Genomic DNA, 13,351 nt, shown 5'->3' on the forward strand with positions numbered 1-13,351 from the left:
CGGTAGGGCGAATAACCGCTTGCGGTTATCCGCCGGCACGTAGCGGGGCATCAGCCCGCCAGCATGCTCAGCATCACCGCCGCCAGCAGGCCGACGTACACCCGTGCATGCAGCGCATCGGGAATCCGCCCGATCAGCGGGGTCGCCAGGCGGATGCCGAGCCAGCCGCCGCCGGCCAAGGTGGCGAAGGCCAGCAGGTCGATGTAGCCGACGAAGCCTCGGCCCAGGCCTTGCTCCTGGTAGCCGGCCAGGACCAGGTAGGTAAGGGTGCCGCCAAGAGCCACCGGCAGGCTCAGCGGGTTGGCCATGGAGGTCGCCTGGGTCATGCTCAGCCCGCAGCGGCGCAGCAGCGGTACGGTCATCACGCTGCCGCCGACGCCGAGGAAGGTGGCGATCGCACCGATCAGCGTTCCGCCCAGGCGCGTCTCGCCGACACCCAGCGGCCGCGCCTGGCGTTCCTCGGCGCGGCTGAGGAAGCCGCGACGCAACAGGCAGTCGAGGATGGTGATGGCGAGGTAGGCGACGAAGGCCAGGCGGATGAAGTCGCCGCTGGCCAGCCCGACCAGCGCCGCGCCGAGCACCGCGCCGACGCCGATGTACGCGCCCAGCGGCCAGACATAGGCGCGCAGCAGGCTGCCGGCGCGCCGGTGGCGATAGGTGGCGAGGGCGGCGTTGACGATCATCACGCAGGTCGAGGTGGCCACCGCGACCTGCATGGCCGCCTGGGCCAGCGGGTCGTCGGCGGCGCGACCGAGTTGCAGCAGGTGGTAGAGCAGCGGCACCACCACGAAGCCGCCGCCAAAGCCGAACAGCACGGCGCTGACCCCGGTGAGGCAGCCGCAGAGAAAGAGCAGGAGATAGAACATGGCGGGTTTCCGGAGCGAGAGCGGAAGGCCAGCTTAGGCGTCCCGGGGCTGGCCCGCTTCGCGAGGTTGGCCAATACTGTTCGCGTTTCGGCCAGGTGCTTCGACCATGCGCAACGCTTCCATCGAGCAGTACGACGCCACGCCCCGGGCCGTGGTGGCCATGGGTACCGACTATCCCGACGGCTACCTGCTGCCCCGCCATCGGCATCGTCGCGCGCAACTGCTGTACGGTGCCAGCGGGGTGATGCAGGTGCGTACCGGCGATGCCGGCTGGGTGGTGCCGCCACAGCGCGCGGTGTGGATTCCGCCGGGCGTCGAGCACGAGGTGCGGATGCTCGGAGTGAGCACCCGCAGCCTGTACATCGAGCCCGGCAGCGCCACGGCGATGCCGCTGCACTGCCAGGTGCTGGCGGTCTCGCCGCTGCTGCGGCAACTGTTGCTGGCGGCGGTGGACATGCCGCTGGAATACGACACCGAAGGTCGCGACGGCGCGTTGGCGACGCTGTTGCTCCATGAGCTGGCGGCGGCCGAGACGCTGCCGCTGCACGTGCCCTTGCCGCCCGAGCCGCGCTGGCTGGCGCTCTGCGAGGCGTTCCTCGTCGAGCCCGACATCCGCGCCAGCGCCGAGCGCTGGGCCGGGTTGCTGCATACCAGCCTGCGCAGTTTCAACCGCACCTTCCGTCGCTACACCGGCCTCAGCTTCGGTGCCTGGAAGCAACGCGCCTGCGTGGTGCAGGCACTGGCGCGGCTGGCCGGCGGCGAAACGGTCACCGCCATCGCCCTGGACTGCGGCTACCAGAGCCCGGCAGCCTTCTCGACCATGTTCCGCCGGGTCCTCGGCCAGCCGCCCAGCGCCTTCCAGGCGGGCGCGCTCAGATCGCCAGGAGGTCCATGAAGCGGTTCACCGGCGTGGCTTCCAGCGATGCCTGGTGGCTGCACAGGTCGAAGATCCTCTGGCAGCGCTGCGGCGGGAAGCGCGTGGCCAGGTTGGCCTTGAACTTCTCCTGCAGCAGCGGGATGCCTTCGGCGCGCCGGCGGCGATGGCCGAGCGGGTACTCCACGGCGACCTGGCCGGTGCTGCTGCCGTCGTCGAAGAACACTTCCACGGCGTTGGCGATGGAGCGCTTGTCCGCCTCCAGGTATTCGCGGCTGTAGCGCGGCTCCTCGACGATCTCCATCTTCTCGCGCAAGCGGTCGATCAGTGGGTGGGCGGCGTGGAAGGCGTCCTCGTAGTGCTCGGCCACCAGGTCGCCGAAGATCAGCGGCACGGCGGTCATGTACTGCAGGCAATGGTCGCGGTCGGCGGGGTTGGCCAGCGGGCCGACCTTGGAAATGATGCGGATCGCCGACTCGTGGGTGGTGATGACGATGCGGCTGATCCGTTGCAGGCGGTCCTTCACCAGCGGATGCAGGCGCACGGCGGCCTCGGCGGCGGTCTGCGCGTGGAATTCGGCGGGGAAGCTGATCTTGAACAGCACGTTTTCCATCACGTAGCTGCCGTAGCCCTGGGGGAAGCTGAAGCGCCGCTTGTCCTCGGGCTTGGTCGCCAGGTCCTTGCTGGTGTGGCTGAACAGGACATCGTAGAAACCCCACTGCGGCGCGCTGAGCACGCCGGGAATGCCCATCTCGCCGCGCAAGGCGATGTCCGCCAGGCGCACGCCGCGGCTCGTCGCGTCGCCAGCGGCCCAGGACTTGCGCGAGCCGGCGTTCGGTGCGTGACGGTAGGTGCGCAGGGCCTGGCCGTCGACGAAGGCGTGGGAGAGGGCGGCCAGCAGTTGCTCGCGGTCGGCCCCCATCAGCTTGGCGCAGACGGCGGTGGACGCGACCTTGACCAGCAGCACATGGTCGAGGCCGACGCGATTGAACGAGTTCTCCAGGGCGATCACGCCCTGGATCTCGTGGGCCATGATCATCGCTTCCAGTACCTGGCGCATGCTCAGCGGCGCTTCGCCGTTGGCCAGGCGTTTCTGCGAGAGGTGGTCGGCGACGGCGAGGATGCCGCCGAGGTTGTCCGAGGGATGGCCCCACTCGGCGGCCAGCCAGGTGTCGTTGTAGTCCAGCCAGCGGACGATGCAGCCGATGTCCCAGGCGGCCTTGACCGGGTCGAGCCGGAAGGAGGTGCCCGGCACCCGCGCGCCGTGCGGGACCAGGGTGCCCTCGACCAGCGGGCCGAGGTGCTTGGTGCATTCCGGGAAGCGCAGCGCCAGCAGGCCGCAGCCGAGGGTATCCATCAGGCAGTTGCGGGCGGTGTCCAGGGCCTCCGTGGAATCGATGCGGTAGTCCAGCACGTAGTCGGCGATGTCCTGCAGGACGGCGTCGTAGTCGGGACGTTGGTTGAGATCGACGTTGGCACTCATCGCGTACTCCAGTGGTTCGTAAGTGGTGGGTTTCCTCTCGGGTCAGGCTGGGTCGGGGATGGTTTTTCTTGTCGTGGCTGCAAGACGCCCCGGCCTTTCGCGGTGGCGGAAGGCCGGAGCAAGGATAGGTCGGTTCAGAAGGCGTCGCCGGGTACGCGCACCCAGCCTTCCATGAGGATTCGCGCGCTGCGGCTCATGATCGCCTTGGTCACCGTCCATTCGCCGTTCGCCTGGCTGGCCTCGGCGCCCACTCGCAGGGTGCCGGAGGGATGACCGAAGCGTACCGCGCTGCGTTCGCCGCCGCCGGCGGCGAGGTTCACCAGGGTGCCGGGAATGGCCGCGGCGGTGCCGATGGCCACCGCCGCGGTACCCATCATCGCGTGGTGCAGCTTGCCCATGGACAGCGCGCGGACCAGCAGGTCGATATCGCCGGCCGCCACCAGCTTGCCGCTGGCGGTGCGGTAGTCGCGGGGCGGGGCGACGAAGGCGATCTTCGGCGTGTGCTGGCGGGTCGCGGCTTCCTCGGGGGTCTTGATCAGCCCCATGCGCAGGGCGCCGGCGACGCGGATCCGTTCGAAGCGCGCCAGTTGCTGCGGGTCGCCGTTGATCTCTTCGCGCAGCTCGGTGCCGCGGTAGCCGATCTCCTCGGCATTGACGAACACCGTGGGAATCCCGGCGTTGATCATGGTCGCCTTGAAGGTGCCGACCCCCGGCACCTCCAGGTCGTCCACCAGGTTGCCGGTGGGGAACATGGCGCCGCCGTCCTCGCCGTCGTCGGACGGGTCGAGGAACTCCAGCACGATCTCGGCCGCCGGGAAGGTCACTCCGTCCAGCTCGAAGTCGCCGGTTTCCTGGACTTGGCCGCCACTCACCGGCACGTGGGCGATGATGGTCTTGCCGATATTGGCCTGCCAGATGCGCACCTCGCAGATGCCGTCTTCCGGTATCCGCGCCGGATCCACCAGCCCGGCGTGCAGGGCGAAGGCGCCGGCCCCGGTGGAGAGGTTGCCGCAGTTGCCGCTCCAGTCGACGAAGGGCTTGTCGATGGAGACCTGGCCGTAGAGGTAGTCGACGTCATGGCCCGGCTGGCTGCTCTTCGAGAGGATCACGCACTTGCTGGTGCTGGAGGTGGCGCCGCCCATCCCGTCGATGTGCGCGGCATAGGGGTCGGGACTGCCGATCACCCGCATGAACAGCCGGTCGCGCGCCTCGCCGGGGACCCGGCAGGATTCCGGCAGGTCTTCCAGGCGGAAGAACACGCCCTTGCTGGTGCCGCCGCGCAGGTAGGTGGCGGGGATGCGGATCTGGGGTGGATGGGCCATGCGTCGTCGTCCTCGGCAATCGAATTCAGGGGCAGCGGCTGCGTTCGGCAGCTGCTGCCGGTCGTCGGCGGATGACGCTACGCGTCGTCCGTCCTACCAGGGTGTTTCGCCGGCGCCATCAGGCGCCGGCCGCCTCCAGGAAGTCCTGGGCGAAGCGTTGCAGTACGCCGCCGGCTTCGTAGATGGAGACTTCCTCGTCGCTGTCCAGGCGGCAGGTCACCGGCACTTCGAGCCGCTCCCCGTCGCGCCGGTGGATGACCAGGGTCAGGTCGGCGCGCGGCCGGCGAGCGCCGAGCACGTCGAAGGTCTCGCTGCCGTCGATTCCCAGGGTCAGGCGGGTGGTGCCCGGCTTGAACTCCAGCGGCAGCACGCCCATGCCGATCAGGTTGGTGCGGTGGATGCGCTCGAAGCCCTCGGCGACGATCGCCTCCACCCCGGCCAGGCGCACGCCCTTGGCCGCCCAGTCGCGCGAAGAACCCTGCCCGTAGTCGGCGCCGGCGACGATGATCAGCGGCTGCTTGCGCTCCATGTAGGTCTCGATGGCTTCCCACATGCGCATCACCTTGCCTTCCGGCTCGACCCGCGCCAGCGAACCTTGCCTCACGCTGCCGTCGGCGTTGCGCACCATCTCGTTGAACAGTTTCGGGTTGGCGAAGGTCGCGCGTTGCGCGGTGAGGTGGTCGCCGCGGTGGGTGGCGTAGGAGTTGAAGTCCTCTTCGGGCAGGCCCATTTTCGCCAGGTACTCGCCCGCCGCGCTGTCGGCGAGGATCGCGTTGGACGGCGACAGGTGGTCGGTGGTGATGTTGTCCGGCAGCACCGCCAGCGGACGCATGCCGCGCAGGGTGCGTTCGCCGGCGAGGGCGCCTTCCCAGTACGGCGGGCGGCGGATATAGGTGCTCGTCGGGCGCCAGGCGTAGAGCGGGTCGACCTTTTCGCGCTCGCCCTGGGTGATGTCGAACATCGGGATGTAGACCTGGCGGAACTGCTCGGGCTTCACCGCCGCCTTGACCACCGCGTCGATCTCCTCGTCGCTCGGCCAGAGGTCCTTCAGGCGGATCTCCTTGCCGTCCACCACACCGAGCACGTCGCGCTCGATGTCGAAGCGGATGGTCCCGGCGATGGCGTAGGCCACCACCAGCGGCGGCGAGGCGAGGAAGGCCTGCTTGGCGTAGGGGTGGATGCGCCCGTCGAAGTTGCGGTTGCCGGAGAGCACCGCGGTGGCGTACAGGTCGCGCTCGACGATCTCCCGCTGGATCGCCGGGTCGAGGGCGCCGGACATGCCGTTGCAAGACGTGCAGGCGTAGGCCACCACGCCGAAGCCGAGGGCTTCCAGGTGCGGCAGCAGGCCGGCTTCGCGCAGGTATTCGGTGACCACCTTGGAGCCGGGTGCCAGCGAGGTCTTCACCCATGGCTTGCGGACCAGGCCGAGGCGGTCGGCGTTGCGCGCCAGCAGGCCGGCGGCGATCACGTTGCGCGGGTTGCTGGTGTTGGTGCAACTGGTGATCGCGGCGATGATCACCGCGCCGTCCGGCATCAGGCCCTCGGCTTCCTCGGCGCGGGCCCGCTCGAGGTTGCCGGCGATGCCTTTCGCCGCCAGTTCGCTGGTGGCGACCCTGGCGTGCGGATTGGACGGGCCGGCCATGTTGCGCACCACGCTGGACAGATCGAACTTCAGTACCCGCTCGTACTCGGCGTCTACCAGGCTGTCGGCCCAGAGTCCGGCGGTGCGCGCATAGGCCTCCACCAGGGCGACCTGCTCGTCGTCGCGGCCGGTGAGGCGCAGGTAGTCGATGGTCTGCTGGTCGATGGCGAACATCGCCGCGGTGGCGCCGTATTCCGGAGCCATGTTGGAGATGGTCGCGCGGTCGCCGAGGGTCAGGCTGGAGGCGCCTTCGCCGTAGAACTCCAGGTAGGCGCCGACCACCTTCTGCTTGCGCAGGAACTCGGTCAGGGCCAGCACCACGTCGGTGGCGGTGATGCCCGGCTGGAGACGGCCGCTCAGCTCGACGCCGACGATGTCCGGCAGGCGCATCCAGGAGGCGCGGCCGAGCATCACGTTTTCCGCTTCCAGGCCGCCGACGCCGATGGCGATCACGCCCAGGGCGTCGACGTGCGGGGTATGGCTGTCGGTGCCCACGCAGGTATCGGGGAAGGCCACGCCGTCGCGCGCCTGGATCACCGGCGACATTTTCTCCAGGTTGATCTGGTGCATGATGCCGTTGCCCGGCGGGATCACGTCGACGTTGCGGAAGGCCTGCTTGGTCCAGTCGATGAAGTGGAAGCGGTCCTCGTTGCGGCGGTCCTCGATGGCGCGGTTCTTGGCGAGGGCCTCGGGGTCGTAGCCGCCGCATTCCACCGCCAGCGAGTGGTCGACGATCAGTTGCACCGGCACCACCGGGTTGACCTGGGCCGGGTCGCCGCCCTTGTCGGCGATGGCGTCGCGCAGGCCGGCGAGGTCGACCAGCGCGGTCTGCCCGAGGATGTCATGGCAGACCACCCGCGCCGGGTACCAGGGGAAGTCGAGGTCGCGCTTGCGCTCGACCAGTTGGCGCAGCGAAGCCTCCAGGGTCGCCGGGTCGCAGCGGCGCACCAGATTCTCGGCGAGCACGCGGGAGGTATAGGGCAGCTTGGCGTAGGCGCCGGGCTGGATCGCCTCGACCGCCTCGCGGGCGTCGAAGTAGTCCAGGCGGGTGCCGGGGAGCGGTTTGCGGTGTGCGCTGTTCATGGCTCGGACTCAATCACGGGGTGTTCGGAAGCGTGTCGCTCGCGCCGTGGCGCAGCCCACGCCGGCCTTTCGAATTCTGGGTGCGGCAACCGTCCGGCGCGCTCGCGTTCGGCGCGCCGGACGGCGTGGATCAGCGTTGCTCCAGCGGCACGAACGCGCGCTGCTCGACGCCGGTGTACTCGGCGCTCGGGCGGATGATGCGGTTGTTGGCGCGCTGTTCGAAGACGTGGGCGGTCCAGCCGCTGGTCCGCGAGCAGACGAAGATCGGCGTGAACAGCTTGGTCGGGATGCCCATGAAGTGATACGCCGAGGCGTGGTAGAAGTCGGCGTTGGGGAACAGCTTCTTCTGCTCCCACATGGTCTTGTCGATGGCCTCGGAAACCGCGAACAGGACCTTGTCGCCGACCTCGTCGGCGAGCTGCTTCGACCAACCCTTGATCACTTCGTTGCGCGGGTCGGAATCCTTGTAGATGGCATGCCCGAAGCCCATGATCTTGTCCTTGCGCTCGAGCATCTTCAGCAGCTCGGCGGTGGCTTCCTGCGGCGAAGAGAAGCGTTCGATCAGTTCCATCGCCGCCTCGTTGGCGCCGCCGTGCAACGGGCCGCGCAGCGAGCCGATGGCGCCGGTGACGCAGGAGTACAAGTCGGACAGGGTCGAGGCGCAGACCCGCGCGGTGAAGGTGGATGCGTTGAACTCGTGCTCGGCGTAGAGGATCAGCGAGACGTTCATCACCTTCACGTGCAGCTCGCTGGGCTTCCTGCCGTGGAGCAGGGCGAGGAAGTGCCCGCCGATGGTCGGCTCGTCGCTGTTGCAGTCGATGCGCTGGCCTTCGTGGGTGAAGCGGTACCAATAGGTCATGATCGCCGGGAAGGCGGCGAGCAGGCGGTCGGCGACGTCGCGCTGCTGGTCGAAGCTCAGCTCCGGTTCCAGGGTGCCGAGGACCGAGGCGCCGGTGCGCATCACGTCCATCGGGTGGGCGTCCTTCGGAATCCGTTCAAGGACTTCCTTCAGCGCCTGCGGCAGGTCGCGCTGGCCCTGGAGCTTCTTCAGGTAGGCGTCGAGCTGCTGCTTGTTCGGCAGCTCGCCGTAGAGCAGCAGGTAGGCGACTTCCTCGAAGATCGCCGCCGCCGCCAGGTCGCGGACGTCGTAGCCACGGTAGGTCAGGCCGGCGCCTTCCTGGCCGACGGTGGACAGGGCTGTCTGACCGGCAACCTGGCCACGCAGGCCGGCGCCACTCAGTACTTTTGCTTCAGCCATTGCTCTCTCCTTTCTTGAACTTTTTCTGGATGCTGCAACTCGGTTTCACGGGGTTCGCGGACCGGCGCTCAGGCGCACGCCGGGCTCGATGCTCAGGCGTTCTTCTTCTGCGCGAAGAGCGCGTCGAGCTTCTGCTCGAAGCTGTGGTAGTCGATGCGATCGTACAGCTCCATGCGGGTCTGCATGGTATCGATCACATTCTTCTGGGTGCCGTCGCGACGGATCGCGGTGTAGACGTTTTCCGCCGCCTTGTTCATGGCACGGAAGGCCGACAGCGGGTAGAGCACCAGGGACACGTCGGCGGAGGCCAGTTCGTCGGTGGTGAACAGCGGGGTGGCGCCGAACTCGGTGATGTTGGCCAGCACCGGCACCTTCACTGCGGCGGCGAATTCCTTGTACATGGCCAGTTCGGTCATGGCTTCCGGGAAGATCATGTCGGCGCCGGCCTCGACACAGGCGCAGGCGCGGTCGATGGCGGCCTGCAGGCCTTCCACGGCCAGCGCGTCGGTGCGCGCCATGATCACGAAGGAGTCGTCGCTGCGGGCATCGACGGCGGCCTTGATGCGATCGACCATCTCCTGCTGCGAGACGATTTCCTTGTTCGGCCGGTGGCCGCAGCGCTTGGCGCCGACCTGGTCCTCGATATGCATCGCGGCGGCGCCGAACTTGATCATCGATTTCACCGTACGGGCGACGTTGAACGCCGAGGAGCCGAAGCCGGTGTCGACGTCCACCAGCAGCGGCAGGTCGCAGACATCGGTGATCCGGCGCACGTCGGTGAGCACGTCGTCGAGGCCGCTGATGCCCAGGTCCGGCAGGCCCAGGGAACCGGCGGCGACGCCGCCGCCGGACAGGTAGATGGCCTTGAAACCGGCGCGCTTGGCCAGCAGGGCGTGGTTGGCGTTGATGGTGCCGACCACCTGCAGCGGGTGCTCGGTGGCCACGGCTTCGCGGAAGCGCTGGCCGGGGGTAAGGGACGTCTGGCTCATCACGGACCTCTTAGACGGTGGAGGAAGCGGAGGCGAGCTTTGCCGGCTGGGGTTCCAGCTGGCGCTCGATATTGCGGCGCGACGCACTGATGTGGCGGCGCATCAGCAGCTCGGCCAGTTCGCCGTCACGGTCGGCGATGGCGTCGAGAATGCGGTGGTGTTCGGCGAAGGCCTGGCGCGGCCGGTTCGGCGTGGTCGAGTACTGGATGCGGTACATCCGCACCAGTTGGTAGAGCTCGCCGCAGAGCATGCGGGTGAGGGTGGCATTGCCGCTGCCCTGGATGATCCGGTAGTGGAAGTCGTAGTCGCCTTCCTGCTGGTAATAGCCGCGCCCGGCCTGGAACGCCTCGTCGCGCTCGTGGGTGTCGAGCACCCGGCGCAGTTCGTCGATCTCGGCCTGGCTCATGCGCTCGGCGGCCAGTCGGCAGGCCATGCCTTCCAGGGACTCGCGGATCTCGTAGAGCTCGATCAGCTCGGCGTGGCTCAGCGACACCACCCGCGCCCCGACATGCGGCACCCGCACCAGCAGGCGCAGGCCTTCCAGGCGGTGGATCGCCTCGCGCAGCGGGCCACGGCTGATGCCGTAGGTGCGCGCCAGCTCCGGCTCGGAGATCTTGCTGCCCGGCGCGATCTCGCCGCTGACGATGGCGCTCTGGATCTTGCGGAAGACGTGTTCCGACAAGGTCTCGCCGTCGTCATGGGCAATCTCGAGAGGGGGCGGGTTCTGGGTCATGGTACGGGGTGTCCGGGTCGATGTGTCGACAATGTTTGCGAAAACTACCGCCTGGATTGCATGTGGTCAATCATTGGTCGCTTGATTGTCGACAATCGTCTAATGCTTCGCTGGTCTATGCTTTCTCCTCCAGCCGCTGTGCCAGGAGAGAGTTTCGTGGGCATCTATGACCGTTACGTGTTGCCGCGCCTGATCGACTTCGCCTGCGGCATGGGCGACGTGATGAAGCAGCGTTCGCTGCTGGTGCCGCGTGCCCATGGGCGAGTGCTGGAGATCGGCCTGGGCACCGGGCTCAACCTGGGCTTCTACGACGCGGCGAAGGTGTCGGCGATCGTCGGCGTCGACCCGGCCGCGCAGATGCAGGCGCTGGCCCGCGAGCGCGCGGCGCAAATCGGCATCCCGGTGGAAATGGTCGCCCTCGAGCTTGGCGCGATCCGCGCCGAGGCGGAAAGCTTCGACACCATCGTCTGCACTTTCACCCTTTGCTCCATCGCCGCGCCGCTGCCGGCGCTGGGCGAGATGCGTCGGGTGCTGAAGCGTGGCGGCGAATTGCTGTTCTGCGAGCACGGGCGCGCGCCGGACGCCTCGGTGCTGGCCTGGCAACGGCGCCTGACGCCCTGGTGGAAACCGCTGGCCGGCGGTTGCCACCTGGACCGCGACATGCCGGCCTTGCTGCGCGAGGCCGGCTTTCGCATCGACGAGCTGGAACAGGGCTACCTGCCGGGGCCGCGGCCGATGACCTACGTCTACCGCGGCGTCGCGCGCTGAATCCGGGCGGCGCTCAGAGCGCCTTGGGCAGGGGCGCGAACAGCGCGTCGATATCGGCCTCGTCGAGCTTCCAGCCGTCGCCGTTGCCTTCGCTGAACAGGCCGTCGGCGAGGGCGGCCTTTTCCTGCTGCAGGTGCTGGATCTTCTCTTCCACCGTGCCGCGGGCGATCAGCCGGTAGACGAACACCGGCTTGTCCTGGCCGATGCGGTAGGCGCGGTCGCTGGCCTGGTTCTCCACCGCCGGGTTCCACCAGGGATCGTAGTGGATCACGGTGTCCGCCGCGGTCAGGTTGAGGCCGACCCCGCCCGCCTTCAGGCTGATCAGGAACACCGGTACCTTGCCGCTCTGGAAGCGCTGTACCGGGGCGCGGCGGTCGCGGGTCTCGCCGGTCAGCAGGACGTAGTCGATGCCGCGCTGGCGCAGGGCGTCCTCGATCAGCGCGAGCATCGAAGTGAACTGCGAGAACAGCAGGACCCGGCGACCCTCGGCGATCAGTTCGTCGAGCATGTCGAGCAGGTAGGCCAGCTTGCCCGAGCTGAGCGCCCGGCCGCTGCGCGCGCCGTCTTCCTGGCGTTGCAGCAGGCGCGTGTCGCAGCAGACCTGGCGCAGCTTGAGCAGCGCCTCGAGGATCACGATGCGGCTGCGCGCCAGGCCGCGCCGGGCGATCTCCTCGCGGACCTTGCGGTCCAGCGCCAGGCGCACGGTCTCGTAGAGTTCGCGTTGCGCCTCGCTGAGTTCGACGAACTGGGTGAACTCGCTCTTCGGCGGCAGTTCCGAGGCCACCTGTTCCTTGGTCCGTCGCAGCAGGAACGGCCGTAGGCGCGAGGCCAGGTGGCTGAGGCGTGCCTCGTCGCCGTGCTTCTCGATCGGCGTGCGGTAGTCCTGGGCGAACTGGCGGGCGTCGCCGAGCCAGCCGGGCATCAGGAAATGAAACAGCGACCAGAGTTCGCCGAGGTGGTTCTCCAGCGGCGTACCGGTCAGGCACAGGCGATGCCGTGCCGCCAGCTCGCGGGCGGCGACGGCGGCCTTGGTGGTGGCGTTCTTGATGTTCTGCGCCTCGTCGAGGATCAGCAGGTGGAACCGCCGCTTGCCCAGTTCGGCGGCGTCGCGTGGCAGCAGGGCATAGGTGGTCAGCAGCAGGTCGTGCTCGTCGATACGGGCGAAATCGCGGCGCCGGCCGGCGCCGTGCAGGGCCAGCACGCGCAGATCGGGGGCGAAGCGCTCGGCCTCGTCCAGCCAGTTGGGGATCAGGCTGGTGGGCATCACCACCAGCGCCGGCGTGTCGAGCCGCCCGGCCTGCTTTTCCAGGAGCACGTGGGCCAGCGACTGCAAGGTCTTGCCCAGCCCCATGTCGTCGGCCAGCACGCCGCCGCTGTCGAGTTCGCGCAGGGTCTGCATCCAGCTCAGGCCTTCGAGCTGGTAGGGCCGCAGTTCCGCTCGCAGGCCTTGCGGCGGGGTCGCCGGACGAGCCTGGAAGCTGCGTAGGCGGCGGGCGAAGTCGCGCAGGTTGTCGCCGCCTTCCCAGGCCAGCGGCAACTCGTCGAGATCGGCCAGGCGCGCCGCGTCCGGTGCGCCCAGGCGCAGCTTGCGCTGCGGTTCGGGGTCGCCCAGATAGAAGTCGGAAAGCGCCGCCAGCACCGGCTTCAGGCGGCCGAAGGGCAGTGCCACGCGCAGCGGCGGGTTGAGTTCCAGGCGCAGCACCAGTTGCTCTTCGTCGGCGTGCCGGGCGAGGGCGCGCGGATCGAGCAGGGCCGGGCTGCGGCGGATCAGTTCGGTCAGCGCCGGAAGCAGGCTGACCCGCTGGCCGGCGACCTGGATGCCCAGTTCCAGCTCGAACCACTGGCGGTCATCGGCTTCCTCGACCTCGGCGTACCAGGCGTCGATGGGCGTCAGGTCGTAGGCGAAGTCGGCGCGGATGTCGATGAACCAGCCCTGCTGGCGCAGGCGCGGCAGGTCGTCCTGCATGAAGTGCAGCCAGGCGTTGTCGCCGGGCAGTTCGAACATCTCGCCGGCGCTTTCCTCGAGCGCGTCGCTGCGCCGGGTCGCCGGCTTGAAGCCGAGGCGGCGCAGGGTCTCGCGGTATTCCTGCTCGTGTGCCGGACGCCGTTCGATACGCCGCTGGGCCTCCCGTGGCTCGCTGCCGGGACGCCCGGAAACCGCCTCGCCGGCATAGATGAAGGCCAGCGCCGCGCGGTGCCGGGAAATGCTCTGCATGCGTCCGCTGCGCAGGTCGTAGCCGCTGTGCACGTGGCTGCCGAGGGTCAGCCGCGCATACGGCCGGGCCGGGTCGATGGCCAGGCTGAGCTGGGTGTCTGGGGCGGAGGGTGAAGTC

Annotated in this window: 10 protein-coding genes; 2 read left to right on the plus strand and 8 right to left on the minus strand. The window is 68.7% G+C overall.

Going from position 1 to position 13,351, the window contains the following annotated elements; genetic code table 11:
* Positions 1–50: 50 nt before the first annotated feature.
* Entirely contained in the window at positions 51–866 is an 816-nt protein-coding gene (locus HMPREF2886_RS10070; RefSeq protein ID WP_003085615.1) for a sulfite exporter TauE/SafE family protein, read from the minus strand.
* A 106-nt stretch (positions 867–972) separates the two neighbouring features.
* On the opposite strand from HMPREF2886_RS10070, the gene HMPREF2886_RS10075 reads away from it, so the two are divergent.
* On the plus strand, positions 973–1,761 hold the full coding sequence (locus HMPREF2886_RS10075; RefSeq protein ID WP_057388540.1) for an AraC family transcriptional regulator: 789 nt from the start codon (positions 973–975) through the stop codon (positions 1,759–1,761).
* On the opposite strand, the gene prpD is transcribed toward HMPREF2886_RS10075, so the two are convergent.
* The 6 genes from prpD to HMPREF2886_RS10105 all read right to left on the minus strand — a co-directional run bounded on the left by prpD (position 1,739) and on the right by HMPREF2886_RS10105 (position 10,250).
* Positions 1,739–3,223, minus strand: a complete 1,485-nt coding sequence (gene prpD / locus HMPREF2886_RS10080; RefSeq protein WP_003103059.1) for a 2-methylcitrate dehydratase — start codon at positions 3,221–3,223, stop codon at positions 1,739–1,741. The genes HMPREF2886_RS10075 and prpD overlap by 23 nt on opposite strands.
* Before the next feature lie 134 nt (positions 3,224–3,357).
* A complete protein-coding gene (gene prpF, locus HMPREF2886_RS10085) occupies positions 3,358–4,545 on the minus strand; it encodes a 2-methylaconitate cis-trans isomerase PrpF (RefSeq protein WP_003103056.1) in 1,188 nt (395 codons plus the stop codon).
* Between the two features lie 118 nt (positions 4,546–4,663).
* Positions 4,664–7,270: a Fe/S-dependent 2-methylisocitrate dehydratase AcnD gene (gene acnD, locus HMPREF2886_RS10090; protein ID WP_070747229.1), complete on the minus strand. Its 2,607-nt coding sequence runs from the start codon at positions 7,268–7,270 to the stop codon at positions 4,664–4,666.
* Between the two features lie 130 nt (positions 7,271–7,400).
* Positions 7,401–8,528 carry a bifunctional 2-methylcitrate synthase/citrate synthase gene (prpC, locus tag HMPREF2886_RS10095; RefSeq protein WP_003085628.1) on the minus strand — a complete coding sequence of 376 codons (1,128 nt, stop codon included), beginning with the start codon at positions 8,526–8,528 and terminating at the stop codon, positions 7,401–7,403.
* A gap of 92 nt (positions 8,529–8,620) precedes the next feature.
* Complete coding sequence (gene prpB, locus HMPREF2886_RS10100) at positions 8,621–9,517, minus strand: methylisocitrate lyase (RefSeq protein WP_003103044.1); 897 nt, start codon at positions 9,515–9,517, stop codon at positions 8,621–8,623.
* 10 nt (positions 9,518–9,527) lie between these two features.
* A complete protein-coding gene (locus HMPREF2886_RS10105; protein WP_003085635.1) occupies positions 9,528–10,250 on the minus strand; it encodes a GntR family transcriptional regulator in 723 nt (240 codons plus the stop codon).
* Positions 10,251–10,367: 117 nt separating this feature from the next.
* Here HMPREF2886_RS10105 and HMPREF2886_RS10110 point away from each other — a divergent pair, with 117 nt between their 5' ends.
* Positions 10,368–11,018, plus strand: coding sequence for a class I SAM-dependent methyltransferase (locus HMPREF2886_RS10110; RefSeq protein ID WP_079387667.1), 651 nt, complete (start codon positions 10,368–10,370; stop codon positions 11,016–11,018).
* A gap of 13 nt (positions 11,019–11,031) precedes the next feature.
* Here HMPREF2886_RS10110 and HMPREF2886_RS10115 read toward each other — a convergent pair whose 3' ends face one another.
* On the minus strand, positions 11,032–13,023 hold the full coding sequence (locus tag HMPREF2886_RS10115) for a DEAD/DEAH box helicase (RefSeq protein ID WP_083318544.1): 1,992 nt from the start codon (positions 13,021–13,023) through the stop codon (positions 11,032–11,034).
* Between the last annotated feature and the right edge of the window lie 328 nt (positions 13,024–13,351).

It is taken from the genome of Pseudomonas sp. HMSC066A08 (assembly GCF_001813025.1).
GTDB lineage: Bacteria > Pseudomonadota > Gammaproteobacteria > Pseudomonadales > Pseudomonadaceae > Pseudomonas > Pseudomonas aeruginosa.

Excerpts from the sequence above, each read along its gene's own strand:
- prpC (WP_003085628.1), bottom strand. The coding sequence starts at position 8,528 with ATGGCTGAAGCAAAAGTACTGAGTGGCGCCGGCCTGCGTGGCCAGGTT.
- HMPREF2886_RS10105 (WP_003085635.1), bottom strand. The coding sequence starts at position 10,250 with ATGACCCAGAACCCGCCCCCTCTCGAGATTGCCCATGACGACGGCGAG.
- HMPREF2886_RS10110 (WP_079387667.1), top strand. The coding sequence starts at position 10,368 with ATGCTTTCTCCTCCAGCCGCTGTGCCAGGAGAGAGTTTCGTGGGCATC.
- HMPREF2886_RS10070 (WP_003085615.1), bottom strand. The coding sequence starts at position 866 with ATGTTCTATCTCCTGCTCTTTCTCTGCGGCTGCCTCACCGGGGTCAGC.
- HMPREF2886_RS10115 (WP_083318544.1), bottom strand. The coding sequence starts at position 13,023 with ATGTTCGAACTGCCCGGCGACAACGCCTGGCTGCACTTCATGCAGGAC.
- prpD (WP_003103059.1), bottom strand. The coding sequence starts at position 3,223 with ATGAGTGCCAACGTCGATCTCAACCAACGTCCCGACTACGACGCCGTC.
- HMPREF2886_RS10075 (WP_057388540.1), top strand. The coding sequence starts at position 973 with ATGCGCAACGCTTCCATCGAGCAGTACGACGCCACGCCCCGGGCCGTG.
- prpB (WP_003103044.1), bottom strand. The coding sequence starts at position 9,517 with ATGAGCCAGACGTCCCTTACCCCCGGCCAGCGCTTCCGCGAAGCCGTG.
- acnD (WP_070747229.1), bottom strand. The coding sequence starts at position 7,270 with ATGAACAGCGCACACCGCAAACCGCTCCCCGGCACCCGCCTGGACTAC.
- prpF (WP_003103056.1), bottom strand. The coding sequence starts at position 4,545 with ATGGCCCATCCACCCCAGATCCGCATCCCCGCCACCTACCTGCGCGGC.